The organism is uncultured Tateyamaria sp. (assembly GCF_947494755.1).
GTDB lineage: Bacteria > Pseudomonadota > Alphaproteobacteria > Rhodobacterales > Rhodobacteraceae > Tateyamaria.
Genome location: NZ_CANLVZ010000002.1, coordinates 194,452 through 208,487 on the forward strand (window position 1 = coordinate 194,452; position 14,036 = coordinate 208,487).

A 14,036-nucleotide genomic window follows, 5' to 3' on the forward strand; every position below is an offset into this window, starting at 1 on the left:
AAACAACAATACTGTTACGGGCGCGTATCCTATTTCCGTCGCTGATGTTCGTCGAGGCGCGGTAATATTTCGACGAAATTGCAGGGGCGGTGGCGGTAATCGAGCTGGCGGCCCAGGATTTCGTCCCATGCGTCCTTGCACGCCCCCGGACTGCCGGGCAGCGCAAACAGATAGGTGCCGTTGCGCACACCCCCCGTGGCGCGACTTTGCACTGCACTTGTTCCGATCTTTTGCATCGACACGACGGTAAAGACGGTGCCGAAGGCGTCGATCTCCTTTTCATAGACATCCCGGTGCGCCTCGACCGTGACGTCGCGCCCCGTGAGGCCCGTACCCCCGGTCGAGATCACCACATCGATCTGCGGATCATCGCACCACGCGCGCAACTGATCTGCGATCTGGGCGCGCTCATCCGGCAGGATCTTGCGATCCGCGAGCGTGTGACCTGCATCCGCGATCCGCCCCACAAGCACGTCGCCCGAACGGTCCGCGCTCAGATCACGGGTGTCGCTGACGGTCAGAACCGCGATCCGGATGGCAATGAAATCAAGGTCTTCGTTGATTCGACTCATGTCCGCTCCAATACCGCCAAACGCACGGCCAAGGCCGCGAACACACTGGCTGAAATCCAGTCGAGCACCCGGCTGCCACGCGCAAGCTGTTGCCCGATGCCGCCTGCAAAGACCCCCACGGCCCCGTTGATCACAAACCCGCCAAGGGCGAGCATCGCACCGAAAATCAGGAATTGCCCCAGCACGGGCCCGGCGGCGGGGTCGACGAATTGCGGCACGAAGGCCAGCACGAACAGGATGACCTTGGGGTTCGTCAGGTTCACGAACAGACCTGAACGAAAGGCGCGGCGCGGCGTGGTTGTGGGCACTGCGGCCTTGACGGTGCTGCGCAATGTCTGCGCCGCGAGCCACAAAAGGTAGGCAACGCCAACCCACCGGATCGCCTCGAACGCCCAAGGCAAGGCGGCAACGACCGCGCCAAGGCCGAGGCCGGCCAACGCTGTGTGGATGAAAGCCCCAAGCGAGATGCCCGCGCTTGCCGCCAATGCGGCGCGCGGGCCCGACCGCACCCCTTGGCCGAGGCAGAACATCATGTCCGCCCCCGGCGTCAGGTTCAGCGCGAGGCCTGCGGGCACGAAGGCCAGCAAAAGGATCGGATCAACCATCGCGCAACCGCGCCTTGAGGCTGAGCAGATCGGCCCAGGCATCGCGTTTGGCGGCCGGATTGCGCAGCAGATAGGCGGGGTGAAACATCGGGATCGCAGGCTTGCCTGCGGCCTGCGTCCAATCCCCACGCAGACGGGTGATCCCGCGCTTGCCGAGCAACGCCTGACAGGAATGATTGCCCATGATCATCAGCACATCCGGATTTGCCAGCGCGATATGGCGGTGCAGAAAGGGCTGCATCATCGCGATCTCTTCGGGCTTGGGGTCGCGGTTCTGCGGCGGACGCCATGGCAGCACGTTGGTGATGTAGACGGAACTTTCACGGCTCAGATCAATGGCGGCCAGCATCTTGTCGAGCAATTGCCCTGCACGACCCACAAAGGGACGCCCCTCGCGATCCTCATCCCGGCCCGGGGCCTCTCCCACGATCATCACACGCGCACCGGGGGTGCCATCGGCAAAGACCAGATTGCGCGCGCCCAGCTTCAACTCGCAATGCTCATACGTGGCCAGCGCCGCACGCAAACCATCCAGGTCCTGCGCCGCATCCGCCGCCGCCTGGGCCGCAGCGACCGGATCAGGGCCCTCAACCACCACCGGGGCCGACAACGGCGCAACCGCCGGGACGGCGGGTTTCGCCGCAGCCGCAGGCACGTCATAGCGGTCGAGGGGTGCATCAGCGATGCACTCATCCACGCCCAGCTCAATCTGCCAGGCCAGGGCCGCCAACGTGCCGTAATATTCAGCCGATTCCATAAGCCCAACCTATCGTGCCCCATTGGAAACCAAAATGCCCTTCATTGTTCCGACAAATATGCAAATCCGACCGCTTGCCGCGCCCACCCCGCACCGCCTATAAGCGCGCCAGACGCGCCAAAGGATCACCATGACCTTCACCCATCGCCACCTTCTGGGCATCGAACATCTGCGCCAGGACGAGATCACGACGCTGCTTGATCTGGCCGAAGACTACGTAACCCTGAACCGTGCGACGCAAAAGCATGGCGATGCGCTGGCGGGCCTCACGCAGGTCAACATGTTCTTTGAAAATTCAACCCGCACGCAGGCCAGTTTCGAACTGGCGGGCAAGCGGCTTGGGGCGGACGTGATGAACATGGCCATGCAGGCCAGCTCGATCACCAAGGGCGAGACGCTGATTGACACCGCCATGACGCTGAATGCGATGCACCCCGACCTGCTGGTGGTGCGCCATCCCCATTCCGGCGCGGTCGATCTGTTGGCCCAAAAGGTCAATTGCGCTGTGCTGAATGCAGGCGACGGGCGGCATGAACATCCGACGCAGGCCTTGCTCGACGCGCTCACCATCCGGCGGGCCAAAGGGCGGCTGCACCGGCTCAGCATCGCGATCTGCGGTGACATTGCGCATTCGCGCGTTGCGCGCTCGAATATCATCCTGCTTGGCAAGATGGAGAACCGGATCCGCCTTATTGCCCCGCCCACCCTCATGCCCGCCGGTATCGGTGAATTCGGTGTCGAGGTCTATGATGACATGGCCGAGGGTCTCAAGGACGTCGACGTGGTCATGATGCTGCGCCTGCAACGCGAGCGAATGGATGGCGGGTTTATCCCATCCAGCCGCGAATATTATCACCGCTACGGGCTGGACGCGGCCAAGCTGGCCCATGCCAAACCCGACGCCATCGTGATGCATCCCGGCCCCATGAACCGCGGGGTCGAAATCGACGGCACCCTGGCGGACGATATCAACCGCTCCGTCATTCAGGATCAGGTGGAAATGGGTGTGGCCGTGCGCATGGCGGCGATGGACTTGCTGGCCCGCAACCAACGCGCGCTGCAAGGGGGCGTGGCATGACACCCATCACCATCCCCGCCCATGAGGTCGGCGTGATCCGGGTTTTTGCCCTGTCGATGACCGATGACGAGGCACGCGCCCTCAAAGATGATCCGGACGCGATCAACACAGCCCTTGGCGCGGACGTGGACGCCGAACAGGTCGAGATTTTCCCGATTTCGGACCTCGAAGGGGTCGGCCTTGCCGGATACCTGATCGAAGGCAATGCAGTCCCATCCGAGCAAATCGCACCCGACCGGGCCAAGATCGACCGCTTGGGCGGATGGGTCCTGATCGTCTTTTCCCGCGCCTTCGGGGGCAGCGCCACCACGCTGACGCCCGACCCCGCGCTGACATTGATCGGCACCTACGGCGAAGTGCCCACCGACTGGAGCGCGACCGAAACGGTCACCTCTGAGGCGGCCAAGCCCTATTCCGCCCCGCAGGACACCATAAAAAAGAAACCATCAGATGCGGCCATGTCGGGCCGTGTCGCCACGGTGGTGCTGATCCTTTTGGGACTGTTCACATGGGCCATGATTTGGATCGCCGGATGACCGATACGCTGTTCACAAACGCCAAGCTGATCAACCCCGAAGGCGGTACGGTCATCACCGGCGCGCTTGGCGTCACGGATGGCAAGATTTCGGCTATTATCACGGACGAGACGCCCCACCCGCAGGCCAGAGAGACTGTCGACTGTGACAGGAAACACCTGGCCCCTGGCCTTGTGGATCTGGGTGTAAAGGTCTGTGAACCAGGCGAGCGGCACAAGGAAAGCTTTGGCTCGGCCGGACTTGCCGCCGCCGCAGGCGGCGTCACCACGATGGTTACGCGTCCCGACACGGACCCGGCCATCGATAACCCCGAAACGCTCGAATTCGTGATCCGCCGCGCGCGCGAGGCTGCGCCCGTCAATGTTCTGCCCATGGCCGCGCTGACCAAGGGACGGCAGGGGCGAGAGATGACCGAGATCGGCTTCCTGCTCGATGCCGGTGCCGTCGCCTTCACCGATTGCGACAACGTGGTCGCAGACACCAAAGTGTTCGGACGCGCGCTGTCCTATGCCCGCTCGCTCGGGGCGCTGGTGCTGGGCCATCCGCAGGATCCGGGCCTCTCGGCGGGGGCTGCGGCCACCTCCGGCAAATTCGCGAGCCTGCGCGGGCTACCGGCTGTGTCGCCCATGGCAGAGCGCATGGGGCTGGACCGCGACATCGCGATGATCGAGTTGACCGGCGCGCGCTATCACGCGGATCAGATCACGACAGCCCGTGCCCTGCCCCCGCTGGAACGGGCCAAGCAGAACGGCTTCGACATCACCGCAGGCACGTCCATTCACCACTTGACGCTCAACGCGCTGGACGTGGCCGACTACCGCACCTTCTTCAAGATCAAACCGCCCCTGCGGGACGAGGACGACCGACTTGCCATGGCCGAAGCGGTACAAAGCGGGTTGATCGACGTGATTTCGTCCATGCACACGCCACAGGACGAGGAAAGCAAGCGGCTTCCCTTCGAGGCGGCAGCTTCGGGTGCCGTTGCGCTCGAAACCCTTTTGCCAGCGGCCATGCGCCTGTTTCACAGCGATCACGTTGATCTGCCAACGCTCTGGCGGGCCATGTCGCTCAACCCTGCCAAACGGTTGGGTCTGCCCTGTGGGCGGCTTGCCATCGGGGCCCCTGCCGATCTGGTGCTGTTTGACCCCCACGCACCCTTTGTGATGGATCGTGCCACACTCCAATCGAAATCGCGCAACACGCCCTTTGATGGGGCGCGGATGCAGGGTAAAGTCCTGCAAACCTACGTCGCCGGTCACTCTGTCTATAAAAGAGCCTAAATGCCTTACTTCGATTCTTCTGCGATCACCCTGATCCTATGGGCCGTAATCGGTTATGGCTTGGGGTCGATCCCCTTTGGCATGGTGCTGGCGCGGGTCATGAACCTGGGCAATCTGCGCGAGATCGGGTCCGGCAATATCGGGGCCACCAATGTGCTGCGCACAGGCAACAAGACCGCCGCTGCACTGACGCTGGTGCTGGATGCGGCAAAAGGGGCCGTGGCCCTGTTGCTGGCACGCGCCATGACGGGGGCCGAGGATGCGGCCCAAATCGCCGGGTTGGCGGCAATGCTGGGGCATTGCTATCCGGTCTGGCTTGGCTTCAAGGGCGGCAAGGGGGTTGCGACCTTCCTCGGTCTGCTTTTGGCGCTGCACTGGCCCATTGGCGTCGGGGCCTGTCTGGCGTGGCTGGTTGGCGCGGCCATCAGCCGGATGTCGTCGATGGGCGCGCTTGTTGCCGCCGCCTCTTCCACCTTCCTCATGGTGTTTCTGGGCAGGCCGGACGCCATCATCATGGGCATCTTTCTGACCCTGCTGATCTTTGCGCGCCACCGGACCAATATCGCACGCATCCGCGCGGGAACCGAGCCCAAGATCGGCGCAAAATCCACCTGACCTTGTTCGCACGCAAGCTGAGGGCCCTGCCACAGGGCACCTTCACCGCCACCGCGCATGGGCGGCGCTATGTGGTGACCAAGTCCAGCTTTGCGGATGGCAGATCCGTCAAACTGGTCGCCGAGGAATTGGGCGGGCCGGACTATATCAGCCTCAATTGGTACGATCTCGCGTCCGGTCCGCAACTCAGACCTTGCGAAATGTCCGACCAAAAGGTGCGTGCTTTCGTAGACGCGGTGCAGCCAGAGCCCTAGAGTGGCGGGCATGAGCGATATCAGCCTCCCCCTCATCCTGCTTGCGGCCTTGCTCGCAGGGGCCAGCCCCGGCCCGGCGACGCTCACGATTGCAGGCACCTCCATGGCATCAGGACGGCGCGCGGGACTGGCCGTCGCCTCGGGCGTTACCACGGGGTCTTTCATGTGGTCTGTGTCCGCGGCCTTCGGGCTTGGCGCAATCATGCTGGCCAACGCGTGGCTGTTCGAGATCGTGCGCTATGCGGGCGCCGCCTATCTGGGCTGGCTTGCCGTCAAATCCGCGCGCGCGGCTTGGGCCGGTGCATCGCTCAAAGTGCCAGAGGTCAGTCAAAAGTCGATCCGGGGCCATTATGCCAAGGGGTTGGGCCTGCACCTCACGAACCCCAAGGCGATCCTGTTCTTTGGCGCGCTTTATTCGGTCGGGGTGCCGCCGGGCGCACCGGTGTCCGCGCTTGTCACCGTCATTCTGGCCGTGGGCGCACTCAGCTTCACGGTCTTTCACGGCTACGCGTTCATCTTTTCGTCCGGGCCGATGATCCGGGCCTATGCCCGCGCCAAAAGGGTGTTCGAGGCCGCCTTTGCGCTCTTTTTCGGGGCCGCAGCACTGCGCATCCTGACGGCCAAGCTGGTTTAGTAGGAATAATCCGCAAACACCCGCGTCACGTCGCCGTTCCAGTCGGTGTTGTAGCGTTCGATCAACTCGTCCGCAGGCACTTTGCCTGTATCAATGCTTTCCTGAAGCGCGTTCAGAAAGTGCGTTTCATCCGGAACCAGCCCGCCCGCCCCCGTCCGCGCCCGCGCCACAAGCCCGGCCCGCGAAATCTCGACCGCCTCGCGCGCCAGATCGTGCATCCGCACGCCGTTCACTTCGGCCTGTAGCCCCTGTTCGGAAGCCGCAACCCGCAGGCCTTCGCGCGTTTCCGCGTCAAACCCTTTGACCAGATCCCATGCCGCATCGAGTGAGGATTGATCATACATCAGCCCCACCCAGAACGCGGGCAGCGCGCACAGACGCCGCCACGGGTTGCCATCCGCGCCGCGCATCTCGATGAATTTCTTGACCCGCGCCTCGGGAAAGGCGGTCGTCATGTGATCGGCCCAGTCGCTGAGCGTTGGCGTCTCTCCCGGCAGCGCAGGCAGTTTCCCGGCCATGAAGTCGCGGAACGACATGCCGAGCGCATCGATATACTTGCCGTCGCGGTAAACGAAATACATTGGCACATCGAGCGCGTATTGCACCCACGCCTCGAACCCGAACCCATCCTCGAAAATGAAGGGCACCATGCCGGTGCGGTCGGGGTCCAGATCACGCCACACGCGGGACCGCCACGACTTGTGCCCATTCAGCTTGCCCTCGAAAAACGGAGAGTTGGCGAACAGCGCCACGGCAACAGGCTGTAACGCCACGGCCACGCGCATCTTTTGCACCATGTCCGCCTCAGACGCGAAATCAAGGTTCACCTGCACTGTGCAGGTCCGCCGCATCATGGTCCGCCCCATCGTGCCGACCTTGCCCATATAGGCGTCCATCAGCTTGTAACGCCCCTTGGGCATCAGCGGCATCTCGTCATGCGTCCAATGCGGCGCAGCGCCCAGCCCGATAAAGCCGACGCCGATTTCATTCGCCACTTCAGTAACTTCGGCAAGGTGCTGGTTGGTCTCGTCACAGGTTTCGTGGATGGTTTCAAGCGGGGCACCGGCCAATTCCAGCGCACCTCCGGGTTCGAGCGAGATGTTGCACATCCCCTTTTCAAGCCCCGTCAGCTTGCCGCCTTCGCGCACCTCGCTCCAGCCGTGGCGGTCGCGCAGACCTCCCAAGACCGCCTCGACCGACCGCGCGCCCTCAAACGGCAAGGGTCTCAGCGTGTCCTGACAATATCCGAACTTTTCGTGCTCGGTCCCGATGCGCCAGGCATCCTTGGGCTTGCAGCCGTCGGCCATATACTCGGCCAATTGGTCATGATGCTCGATCGGCCCGCCGCCGGATTGGGGAATAGACATGGACTGGGCGCTCCCGATTGGCCGCAAGTTTGACGTCTAGGGATGGGGCGATTTGACAGGGGTGTCAATGCACGCGCGCCCTGCGCCAATTCACGAGCCGGTGCGCGCAGGTGCGCACGGGTCTGGCCTCGAACGCACCCGGACTTGCGCAATCAGGCGCGGCCCGCAGGCTCCATCTGTGCAAGCGTCGGTGCGGCACGCTCCCAGATCAGAACCGGTTTAGACGGCCCGTCGCGCAATTGCGCCAGCATCCGTTCGGTTTTCAGCCCCGGCAAAGCTGCAAAGGCATCAAACAGCGCATCCGCTCCGTCCGCATCCACCGGGATCATCACGGGCGGGTGGCCAAGCTGTTCCAGCCGCCAATGGGCAGGGCGCTGTGCGCCATCCAGCGTCAGGCGCTGCAGTTCGCGCATCGCAATGGCGCCACCCGACAAGGGGCCAAAATACATGACCTGACCTTCGTCCACCTGCACGGTACCCAGCCCACCCCCGGCCCCGCGAAAGCGGCCCCGTTGCAGACCGACCATAATCAAGGCCCCTGCCCCGACCAGCAGAACAGGCGCGATCAAGCCCAACAGCCCGCCCGGCCCGGCGAGCCACCACAAGGCAAGAATAGCCAATGCAACGCCCACCAGCACTTCGCGCCAACGCCAGATTTGGGCGGTTGCTTCGGGTCGAAAGAACATCACGCTTCCTTTCAGATGGTGACGGGGTCGGCGTACATCACAATGCGATAATCCCCGATCCGTGTGAAGCCCATGGCCTCGTAGGCCCTGGCCGCCGGCGGGTTGGCCGCAAACAGGATCGCGTGGGCCTTGCCCGCCGCGCGCGCCTCTTGGAGGTGCCCGGAAACCACCCGCCGCCCATAGCCGTGATTGCGTCGGGCCTCGGGCACGAACACACCGCCAACCTGCACCATGTCGGCAACGGTGGCGTTGAACGCGCTCATCGCGACGGGTTCGTTTTGATCCATCAATACCCGAACACTGGCGTTTTCAATCGCACGCGTTGCGCGTCTCTCCGCTTCTTCCGGGGAGAACGCCGTTCCGGTGTCGGTGCCATAAGCCGTGAACCAGTCCAGCAGCATTGCGTAATCCTGCTGGACAGGCGCGCGCAAGGGAATGGGTGTGCGCTCCAGATCGTCCAATGCGAGGGCATAGAGCGGTTCATTTTGATCAAAGGCGGGTTGGACACTCTCGATCCCAAGTGCGGTCAGCGCGGCGGTCACATGTCGGGGCACGCCAGTGGCTCCTAAAACATCCCGCCCCGCCCAAAGCCCGCGCAACTCGGAAAGGTCAATGTCAGAGCTTGGCATTTGCGCCAGCACATAACCCGCTTGGGTGATGCCGACGACGCCGCAGATGCCGCTGATGTTTTCGGCCAGTATGAAATCGGTCGCGGCACGCGTGCTGCTTGCTCCAAGGCCGTGGGCGGCCAGGTTTGAGCGCAGAAACATCGACGTTTCCGCATACCCTGCCAAAAAGCACTCAATTGCACCGGCATCTGTCGCAGCGGCGCGACGTAAGGCGCAGGTGCCCTGCGCCATGCTCACCAATCTCCCAAACGCTGCTGCCAGACCGTCAGCGCCGCCACTGCCGCCGTGTCCGCCCGCAATATCCGTGGGCCAAGAGCAACGGCATGCGCCTGGTCCATCCCATGCAGCCGCGCGCGTTCCTTGTCTGAAAATCCACCCTCAGGGCCAATCAGCACGGCCCATGGCCCCGCCACATCCGGCAAGACAGGCGCACCGCCCACCTCGGCCTCGTCACAGAACATCACCTGCCGGTCGCCCAGATCTGCCAAGGCGCGATCCAGCCGCACCATCTCGGCCACTTCGGGCACGAAGGTGCCGCCGCATTGCTCGGCCGCCTCGACCGCATGGGCCTGCAACCGGTCGCGCTGCACGCGGCCTGCATTGGTGAACGCGGTCTGCACAGGCACCATCCGGCGCACGCCCATCTCAGCGGCCTTTTCCACTATAAAATCTGTCCGGGCCTTTTTGATCGGGGCGAAGAGCAACCACACATCCGGCGGCATCACCAAAGGGCGGCGCGCCGCGATGCAGGCCAGAACCCCACCGCGCTTGCCCGCCTCGGCGACCTCGGCCAGCCATTCGCCATCCACCCCGTTGAACAGCAAGACATGCGCCCCCACCGACAACCGCATTACGCCAAACAGATAATGCGCCTGCTCCCGCGACAGGACGACGGATTGCCCCTCCCCCAAAGGGTGCTCTACATACAGGCGGATCTTGGCTTCACTCATGGACCTTGTTTATGACCAATGCGAACCCATCACCAGAGGGACAGGTGGCCGATGCGGTCGGCGGGAACTGGGTGGACACACTGGCACCGCCTGCCACCCGGCCCTATCTGCGGCTGAGCCGGGCGGATCGGCCCATCGGCACGTGGCTGCTGCTGCTGCCCTGTCTCTGGGGGTTGAGCCTTGCGATGCTGCACGACCAGAGCGCCACATGGTTTGACGCATGGATCGCCTTGGGATGCGGAATCGGAGCGTTCCTGATGCGGGGTGCGGGCTGCACATGGAACGACATCACCGACCGCGAGTTCGACGGGCAGGTCGAGCGGACGCGCTCGCGGCCCATCCCCTCGGGGCAGGTCAGTGTCAAAGGCGCAGTGATCTGGATGGCGGCGCAGGGGCTGCTGTCCTTCCTGATCCTGCTCACCTTCAACACGAATGCAATCCTGCTTGGGGTCCTCGCACTCGTACCCGTGGCGATCTATCCCTTTGCCAAGCGGTTCACATGGTGGCCGCAGGTCTTTCTGGGCCTCGCCTTCAACTGGGGGGCGCTGCTGGCGTGGACCGCACATAGCGGACAGCTTGAGGCCCCCGCGGTCGTACTCTACCTCGCCGGGATCGTGTGGACACTGTTTTACGACACGATCTATGCGCATCAGGACACCGAAGACGACGCTCTGATCGGGATCAAGTCGACCGCTCGGCTGTTCGGGACCGACACTGCCAAATGGTTGCGCCGGTTCCTGATGGGCACGGTCGGCCTCATGGGAATTGCGGTTATATTCTCGGCACTTGATGAGGCGTCGGTTCTGGCCATGGTCCTTGCACTTGGCGGGCCGTGGGCGATGGGCTGGCACATGGCCTGGCAACTGCGCGGCCTCGACATCGAAGACCCGGCCAAATGCCTGCAACTGTTCCGGGCCAACCGCGATACAGGCATAATCCCGCTCCTGTTTTTTTGCGCTGCCCTTATGGCATGATTGAAACACCGGGCCGACAGGCATAAACCCGAACAACCACAGCAACAACACATGGGGCCGCAATGCGCCTGTCCTCGCTTTTGATGATTGTCGGAACTTTCGCCGTGGCGGCAGTGCTGTCTCTGGTGGCAGCCAATCTGTCCGTGCAACTGATCGAGGACAGCTCAGAAATCGGGGTCCGCGACGCGCTGGACGAGGAAGGCATGACATGGGCCGAAGTGCAGGCCGACGGGCTACAAGTCACACTGGCCGGGATCGCACCCACCGAGGCGGTGCGCTTTGCGGCGCTGTCCACAGCCGGCACCATCGTTGATGCGGCCCGGGTCATCGATGACATGCAGGTCGAAGCGGCCGCCGCCATCGCCCCCCCACGGTTTTCGGCTGAAATTCTGCGTAACGATGCGGGCCTGTCGATCATCGGGCTGATCCCTGCGGAAACCGACCGGGACGAAGTGCTTGACCGGGTGCGCGCAATCAGCGGACAGCTGCCCGTGACCGACCTGATCGAACAGGCGGACTATCCAACACCGGATGGGTGGAATGACGCGCTTGGCTTTGCGCTGGCCGCAATGGAGCGGCTGCCCCGCGCCAAGGTATCCGTGTCCGCAGGGCGGGTCGCAATCAACGCGATCACCAACAGCACAGAGGAAAAGGCACGGCTGGAAGCACAGTTGCGGCGCGCAGCACCTCCAGGGCTGCGGGTGTCGCTGAAGGTGGCCGCCCCCCGGCCCGTGATCACCCCGTTCACGCTGCGGCTGGTCATGGACGAAGCGGGCACCCGGTTTGACGCTTGTTCCGCTGATACGATGGCGAGCCGAACCCAGATCCTGAACGCAGCCTTTGAAGCAGGGCTGACCGGGCCGGGCGACTGCACCGTGGGCATGGGCGTGCCTAGCCCCAGATGGGCCCAGGCCGTGGAACAAGCGATAAGCGCACTTGCAGAGCTGGGCGCAGGTACGGTCACGTTCTCGGACGCGGATATCACACTGGTCGCCGCCGAAGGTACCGATCAGGCGGATTTCGACCGGGTCGTGGGCGAGTTGGAAAACGATTTGCCCGGAGTGTTTGCCCTTTATGCCAAGCTGCCCGAGACGGTGGATCCAAATCAAGGACCACAGGAATTCGTGGCCACACTCAGCCCCGAAGGACAGGTGCAACTGCGCGGGCGGCTTTCAGACGAAAACCTGCGCAACGTGGCCGACAGCTATGCGCGGGCGGCCTTTGGATCGGATGCGGTCTATATGGCGACGCGGCTGGTCGACAACCTGCCCAGCACGTGGCCCGTGCGGGTTCTGACAGGGCTTGAGGCGCTGTCGCAACTGTCCAATGGCGCCGTCACCGTCACTCCGGAAACCGTGGTGGTGTCCGGCAATACCGGCAACCCACAAGCCTCGACAAACATTGCCTCACTGCTCGCTACAAAACTCGGCGAGGCACAGGAATTCGACATTCGGGTCACATATCAGAAAAAGCTCGACCCCGTCGCGGCCTTGCCAACACCCGACGAATGCGTGGCCGAAATATCCAACATTCTGGCGACGTCAAAAATTACGTTCGAACCCAGCAGCGCGACAATCGACGCAAGCGCCTTGGGCACGATGGATGATATCGCAGAGTTGCTGCAACAATGCGGCGACATCAAACTGGAAATTCAAGGCCACACCGACAGCCAGGGGCGCGAGGAAATGAACGAAAGCCTCAGCCAGGCGCGCGCCCAATCAGTTCTGAACGAATTGCGGGCGCGCCGCGTGCTGACCTCGACCTATACGGCCAAGGGATACGGCGAAAGCGACCCTATCGCGGACAACGAGACAGAAGAGGGGCGTGAAGCCAACCGACGGATCGAATTCAAGCTGATCCGGCCCGCCCCCTCGGCCCCGGAAGGTGAAACAACGCTGGAAACCCTCGCCGGTTCGGGCGATACAGATAGCGAAGCCGCGGCTGAAACCGAAGGATCCGACGATGAGCAGAACTGAGTTTGTCATTGCGACAGCCATCATTCTTTTCATTGCGTTCTGTCTGGGCTGGTTTGCGAACTGGCTGATCCACCGCTTCACGCGGGTGGCTGCGGGTGACGTGGCCGAACTCGACCGGATGAGCCAGGAACTGCACGAAGCCGAAGAAACCCGCGATCAGGCAATCACCTACCTGCAACAGCGCGAGGCCGAGCTGACCAACCAGCTTGCCCAAACCGAAGCGGAACTGCGCGCGGCCATGGACGGCTTGCGCGATGCGCGCCACGAGACCGAAGAACTGCGCGCCTGGATCGACCGCCAGCAGGCAAGCTGAAAGGTCCCTCCCTACGCCACCCCTTCTTTTGACCAGAAATACCGCAGGGGAGTCGCGCCAGCGACGGGGGCAGCGCCCCCTGAACATCGTGTCGCCCGTCAGGGCGTCCTTTGGATCACCAGCGGGTCAGGGCATCCTCGTCGGTATCCTTGGCCGCAACCCAAGCGGCCCCCGCCCGCGTCATCTCGCGCTTCCAAAACGGCGCGCGGGACTTGAGGTAATCCATAAGATATTCCGCCGCCTCGAACGCATCCTTGCGATGTGGGGCTGCGGTGGCGACCATCATGATCATCTCGCCTGGGGCCAGACGGCCATGGCGGTGAATGACCAGCGCGTCTTCCAAGGTCCAGCGGTTACAAGCCTCGGTCGCGATATCGCGCAAGGCGGCTTCGGTCATGCCGGGGTAGTGCTCGATTTCCATGGCCTCAAGGCCGTCCGCCACATCACGCACGATGCCGGTAAATGTCACCACAGCCCCCGATGTTGTACAGCGCGCCGCAAAGCCCGCACTCTCGGCACCAAGGTCAAAGGCAGCCTCCTGCACACGCACATCCATGGTGCTACCCTCCGGTCATGGGCGGAAAGAACGCCACTTCGCGCACACCGACCAACGGGGCGTCAAAGTCGCTCAGGGTCTGATCCACAGCCACACGCAGCGCGCTGAGGTCGGCGAAAGCTGCTGCATATCGATCCTCACGACCGCACAGCTCAGTGACAAGGTCTGCGACCGTGGCAGCCTCCGTCTCGATCTCTTCGCGGGGCAGTCCGATACGCTCGCGTACCCATGCAAAGTACAAAACATTCATCGCA

Annotated in this window: 18 protein-coding genes; 9 read left to right on the forward strand and 9 right to left on the reverse strand. The window is 63.2% G+C overall.

What is annotated here, in order from left to right; all coding sequences use genetic code 11:
• Positions 1 to 29: 29 nt before the first annotated feature.
• Genes moaB through Q0908_RS03585 form a run of 3 tightly spaced genes read right to left on the reverse strand, consistent with a single transcriptional unit; the run spans position 30 to position 1,934 of the window.
• On the reverse strand, positions 30 to 572 hold the full coding sequence (gene moaB / locus Q0908_RS03575) for a molybdenum cofactor biosynthesis protein B (protein WP_299281063.1): 543 nt from the start codon (positions 570 to 572) through the stop codon (positions 30 to 32).
• Entirely contained in the window at positions 569 to 1,177 is a 609-nt protein-coding gene (locus Q0908_RS03580; RefSeq protein WP_299281064.1) for a LysE family translocator, read from the reverse strand. Before Q0908_RS03580 ends, moaB begins: the two co-directional genes overlap by 4 nt.
• Entirely contained in the window at positions 1,170 to 1,934 is a 765-nt protein-coding gene (locus tag Q0908_RS03585) for a uracil-DNA glycosylase (RefSeq protein ID WP_299281065.1), read from the reverse strand. Before Q0908_RS03585 ends, Q0908_RS03580 begins: the two co-directional genes overlap by 8 nt.
• Before the next feature lie 130 nt (positions 1,935 to 2,064).
• On the opposite strand from Q0908_RS03585, the gene Q0908_RS03590 reads away from it, so the two are divergent.
• Genes Q0908_RS03590 through Q0908_RS03615 form a run of 6 tightly spaced genes read left to right on the forward strand, consistent with a single transcriptional unit; the run spans position 2,065 to position 6,331 of the window.
• On the forward strand, positions 2,065 to 3,012 hold the full coding sequence (locus tag Q0908_RS03590; protein ID WP_299281066.1) for an aspartate carbamoyltransferase catalytic subunit: 948 nt from the start codon (positions 2,065 to 2,067) through the stop codon (positions 3,010 to 3,012).
• The gene (locus tag Q0908_RS03595; RefSeq protein ID WP_299281067.1) at positions 3,009 to 3,548 is read left to right on the forward strand and encodes a hypothetical protein; all 540 of its coding nucleotides are present in this window, start codon (positions 3,009 to 3,011) and stop codon (positions 3,546 to 3,548) included. The genes Q0908_RS03590 and Q0908_RS03595 overlap by 4 nt, the downstream gene beginning before the upstream one ends.
• Entirely contained in the window at positions 3,545 to 4,828 is a 1,284-nt protein-coding gene (pyrC, locus tag Q0908_RS03600) for a dihydroorotase (protein WP_299281295.1), read from the forward strand. Before Q0908_RS03595 ends, pyrC begins: the two co-directional genes overlap by 4 nt.
• Positions 4,829 to 5,443: a glycerol-3-phosphate 1-O-acyltransferase PlsY gene (gene plsY / locus Q0908_RS03605; protein WP_299281068.1), complete on the forward strand. Its 615-nt coding sequence runs from the start codon at positions 4,829 to 4,831 to the stop codon at positions 5,441 to 5,443.
• A gap of 2 nt (positions 5,444 to 5,445) precedes the next feature.
• The gene (locus Q0908_RS03610) at positions 5,446 to 5,697 is read left to right on the forward strand and encodes a hypothetical protein (protein WP_299281069.1); all 252 of its coding nucleotides are present in this window, start codon (positions 5,446 to 5,448) and stop codon (positions 5,695 to 5,697) included.
• A gap of 10 nt (positions 5,698 to 5,707) precedes the next feature.
• Positions 5,708 to 6,331, forward strand: a complete 624-nt coding sequence (locus Q0908_RS03615) for a LysE family transporter (RefSeq protein ID WP_299281070.1) — start codon at positions 5,708 to 5,710, stop codon at positions 6,329 to 6,331.
• On the opposite strand, the gene Q0908_RS03620 is transcribed toward Q0908_RS03615, so the two are convergent.
• The 4 genes from Q0908_RS03620 to Q0908_RS03635 form a co-directional block, all read right to left on the reverse strand.
• A complete protein-coding gene (locus Q0908_RS03620; RefSeq protein ID WP_299281071.1) occupies positions 6,328 to 7,698 on the reverse strand; it encodes a glutamate--cysteine ligase in 1,371 nt (456 codons plus the stop codon). The genes Q0908_RS03615 and Q0908_RS03620 overlap by 4 nt on opposite strands.
• A 152-nt stretch (positions 7,699 to 7,850) precedes the next feature.
• On the reverse strand, positions 7,851 to 8,387 hold the full coding sequence (locus Q0908_RS03625) for a hypothetical protein (protein ID WP_299281072.1): 537 nt from the start codon (positions 8,385 to 8,387) through the stop codon (positions 7,851 to 7,853).
• Between the two features lie 8 nt (positions 8,388 to 8,395).
• Positions 8,396 to 9,244 carry a GNAT family N-acetyltransferase gene (locus tag Q0908_RS03630; protein WP_299281073.1) on the reverse strand — a complete coding sequence of 283 codons (849 nt, stop codon included), beginning with the start codon at positions 9,242 to 9,244 and terminating at the stop codon, positions 8,396 to 8,398.
• Between the two features lie 2 nt (positions 9,245 to 9,246).
• Positions 9,247 to 9,963 (reverse strand): 16S rRNA (uracil(1498)-N(3))-methyltransferase, encoded by a 717-nt coding sequence (locus Q0908_RS03635; RefSeq protein WP_299281074.1) that lies wholly within the window; start codon positions 9,961 to 9,963, stop codon positions 9,247 to 9,249.
• A gap of 11 nt (positions 9,964 to 9,974) precedes the next feature.
• On the opposite strand from Q0908_RS03635, the gene ubiA reads away from it, so the two are divergent.
• From ubiA to Q0908_RS03650, 3 genes are all read left to right on the forward strand, one after another.
• Positions 9,975 to 10,937 carry a 4-hydroxybenzoate octaprenyltransferase gene (gene ubiA, locus Q0908_RS03640; protein ID WP_299281075.1) on the forward strand — a complete coding sequence of 321 codons (963 nt, stop codon included), beginning with the start codon at positions 9,975 to 9,977 and terminating at the stop codon, positions 10,935 to 10,937.
• Positions 10,938 to 10,999: 62 nt separating this feature from the next.
• The gene (locus Q0908_RS03645) at positions 11,000 to 12,913 is read left to right on the forward strand and encodes an OmpA family protein (protein WP_299281076.1); all 1,914 of its coding nucleotides are present in this window, start codon (positions 11,000 to 11,002) and stop codon (positions 12,911 to 12,913) included.
• Positions 12,900 to 13,226: a hypothetical protein gene (locus Q0908_RS03650; protein WP_299281077.1), complete on the forward strand. Its 327-nt coding sequence runs from the start codon at positions 12,900 to 12,902 to the stop codon at positions 13,224 to 13,226. The genes Q0908_RS03645 and Q0908_RS03650 overlap by 14 nt, the downstream gene beginning before the upstream one ends.
• Before the next feature lie 115 nt (positions 13,227 to 13,341).
• Here Q0908_RS03650 and Q0908_RS03655 read toward each other — a convergent pair whose 3' ends face one another.
• Entirely contained in the window at positions 13,342 to 13,782 is a 441-nt protein-coding gene (locus Q0908_RS03655) for a molybdenum cofactor biosynthesis protein MoaE (protein WP_299281078.1), read from the reverse strand.
• 4 nt (positions 13,783 to 13,786) lie between these two features.
• Positions 13,787 to 14,032, reverse strand: coding sequence for a molybdopterin converting factor subunit 1 (gene moaD, locus Q0908_RS03660; protein WP_299281079.1), 246 nt, complete (start codon positions 14,030 to 14,032; stop codon positions 13,787 to 13,789).
• Positions 14,033 to 14,036: the final 4 nt, after the last annotated feature.

Coding starts and splice junctions, on each gene's coding strand:
- Q0908_RS03620 (WP_299281071.1), bottom strand. CDS start 7,698: ATGTCTATTCCCCAATCCGGCGGCGGGCCGATCGAGCATCATGACCAA.
- Q0908_RS03650 (WP_299281077.1), top strand. CDS start 12,900: ATGAGCAGAACTGAGTTTGTCATTGCGACAGCCATCATTCTTTTCATT.
- Q0908_RS03580 (WP_299281064.1), bottom strand. CDS start 1,177: ATGGTTGATCCGATCCTTTTGCTGGCCTTCGTGCCCGCAGGCCTCGCG.
- Q0908_RS03635 (WP_299281074.1), bottom strand. CDS start 9,963: ATGAGTGAAGCCAAGATCCGCCTGTATGTAGAGCACCCTTTGGGGGAG.
- Q0908_RS03590 (WP_299281066.1), top strand. CDS start 2,065: ATGACCTTCACCCATCGCCACCTTCTGGGCATCGAACATCTGCGCCAG.
- Q0908_RS03655 (WP_299281078.1), bottom strand. CDS start 13,782: ATGGATGTGCGTGTGCAGGAGGCTGCCTTTGACCTTGGTGCCGAGAGT.
- Q0908_RS03645 (WP_299281076.1), top strand. CDS start 11,000: ATGCGCCTGTCCTCGCTTTTGATGATTGTCGGAACTTTCGCCGTGGCG.
- Q0908_RS03615 (WP_299281070.1), top strand. CDS start 5,708: ATGAGCGATATCAGCCTCCCCCTCATCCTGCTTGCGGCCTTGCTCGCA.
- ubiA (WP_299281075.1), top strand. CDS start 9,975: ATGACCAATGCGAACCCATCACCAGAGGGACAGGTGGCCGATGCGGTC.
- Q0908_RS03630 (WP_299281073.1), bottom strand. CDS start 9,244: ATGGCGCAGGGCACCTGCGCCTTACGTCGCGCCGCTGCGACAGATGCC.
- plsY (WP_299281068.1), top strand. CDS start 4,829: ATGCCTTACTTCGATTCTTCTGCGATCACCCTGATCCTATGGGCCGTA.
- moaB (WP_299281063.1), bottom strand. CDS start 572: ATGAGTCGAATCAACGAAGACCTTGATTTCATTGCCATCCGGATCGCG.
- moaD (WP_299281079.1), bottom strand. CDS start 14,032: ATGAATGTTTTGTACTTTGCATGGGTACGCGAGCGTATCGGACTGCCC.
- pyrC (WP_299281295.1), top strand. CDS start 3,545: ATGACCGATACGCTGTTCACAAACGCCAAGCTGATCAACCCCGAAGGC.
- Q0908_RS03585 (WP_299281065.1), bottom strand. CDS start 1,934: ATGGAATCGGCTGAATATTACGGCACGTTGGCGGCCCTGGCCTGGCAG.
- Q0908_RS03595 (WP_299281067.1), top strand. CDS start 3,009: ATGACACCCATCACCATCCCCGCCCATGAGGTCGGCGTGATCCGGGTT.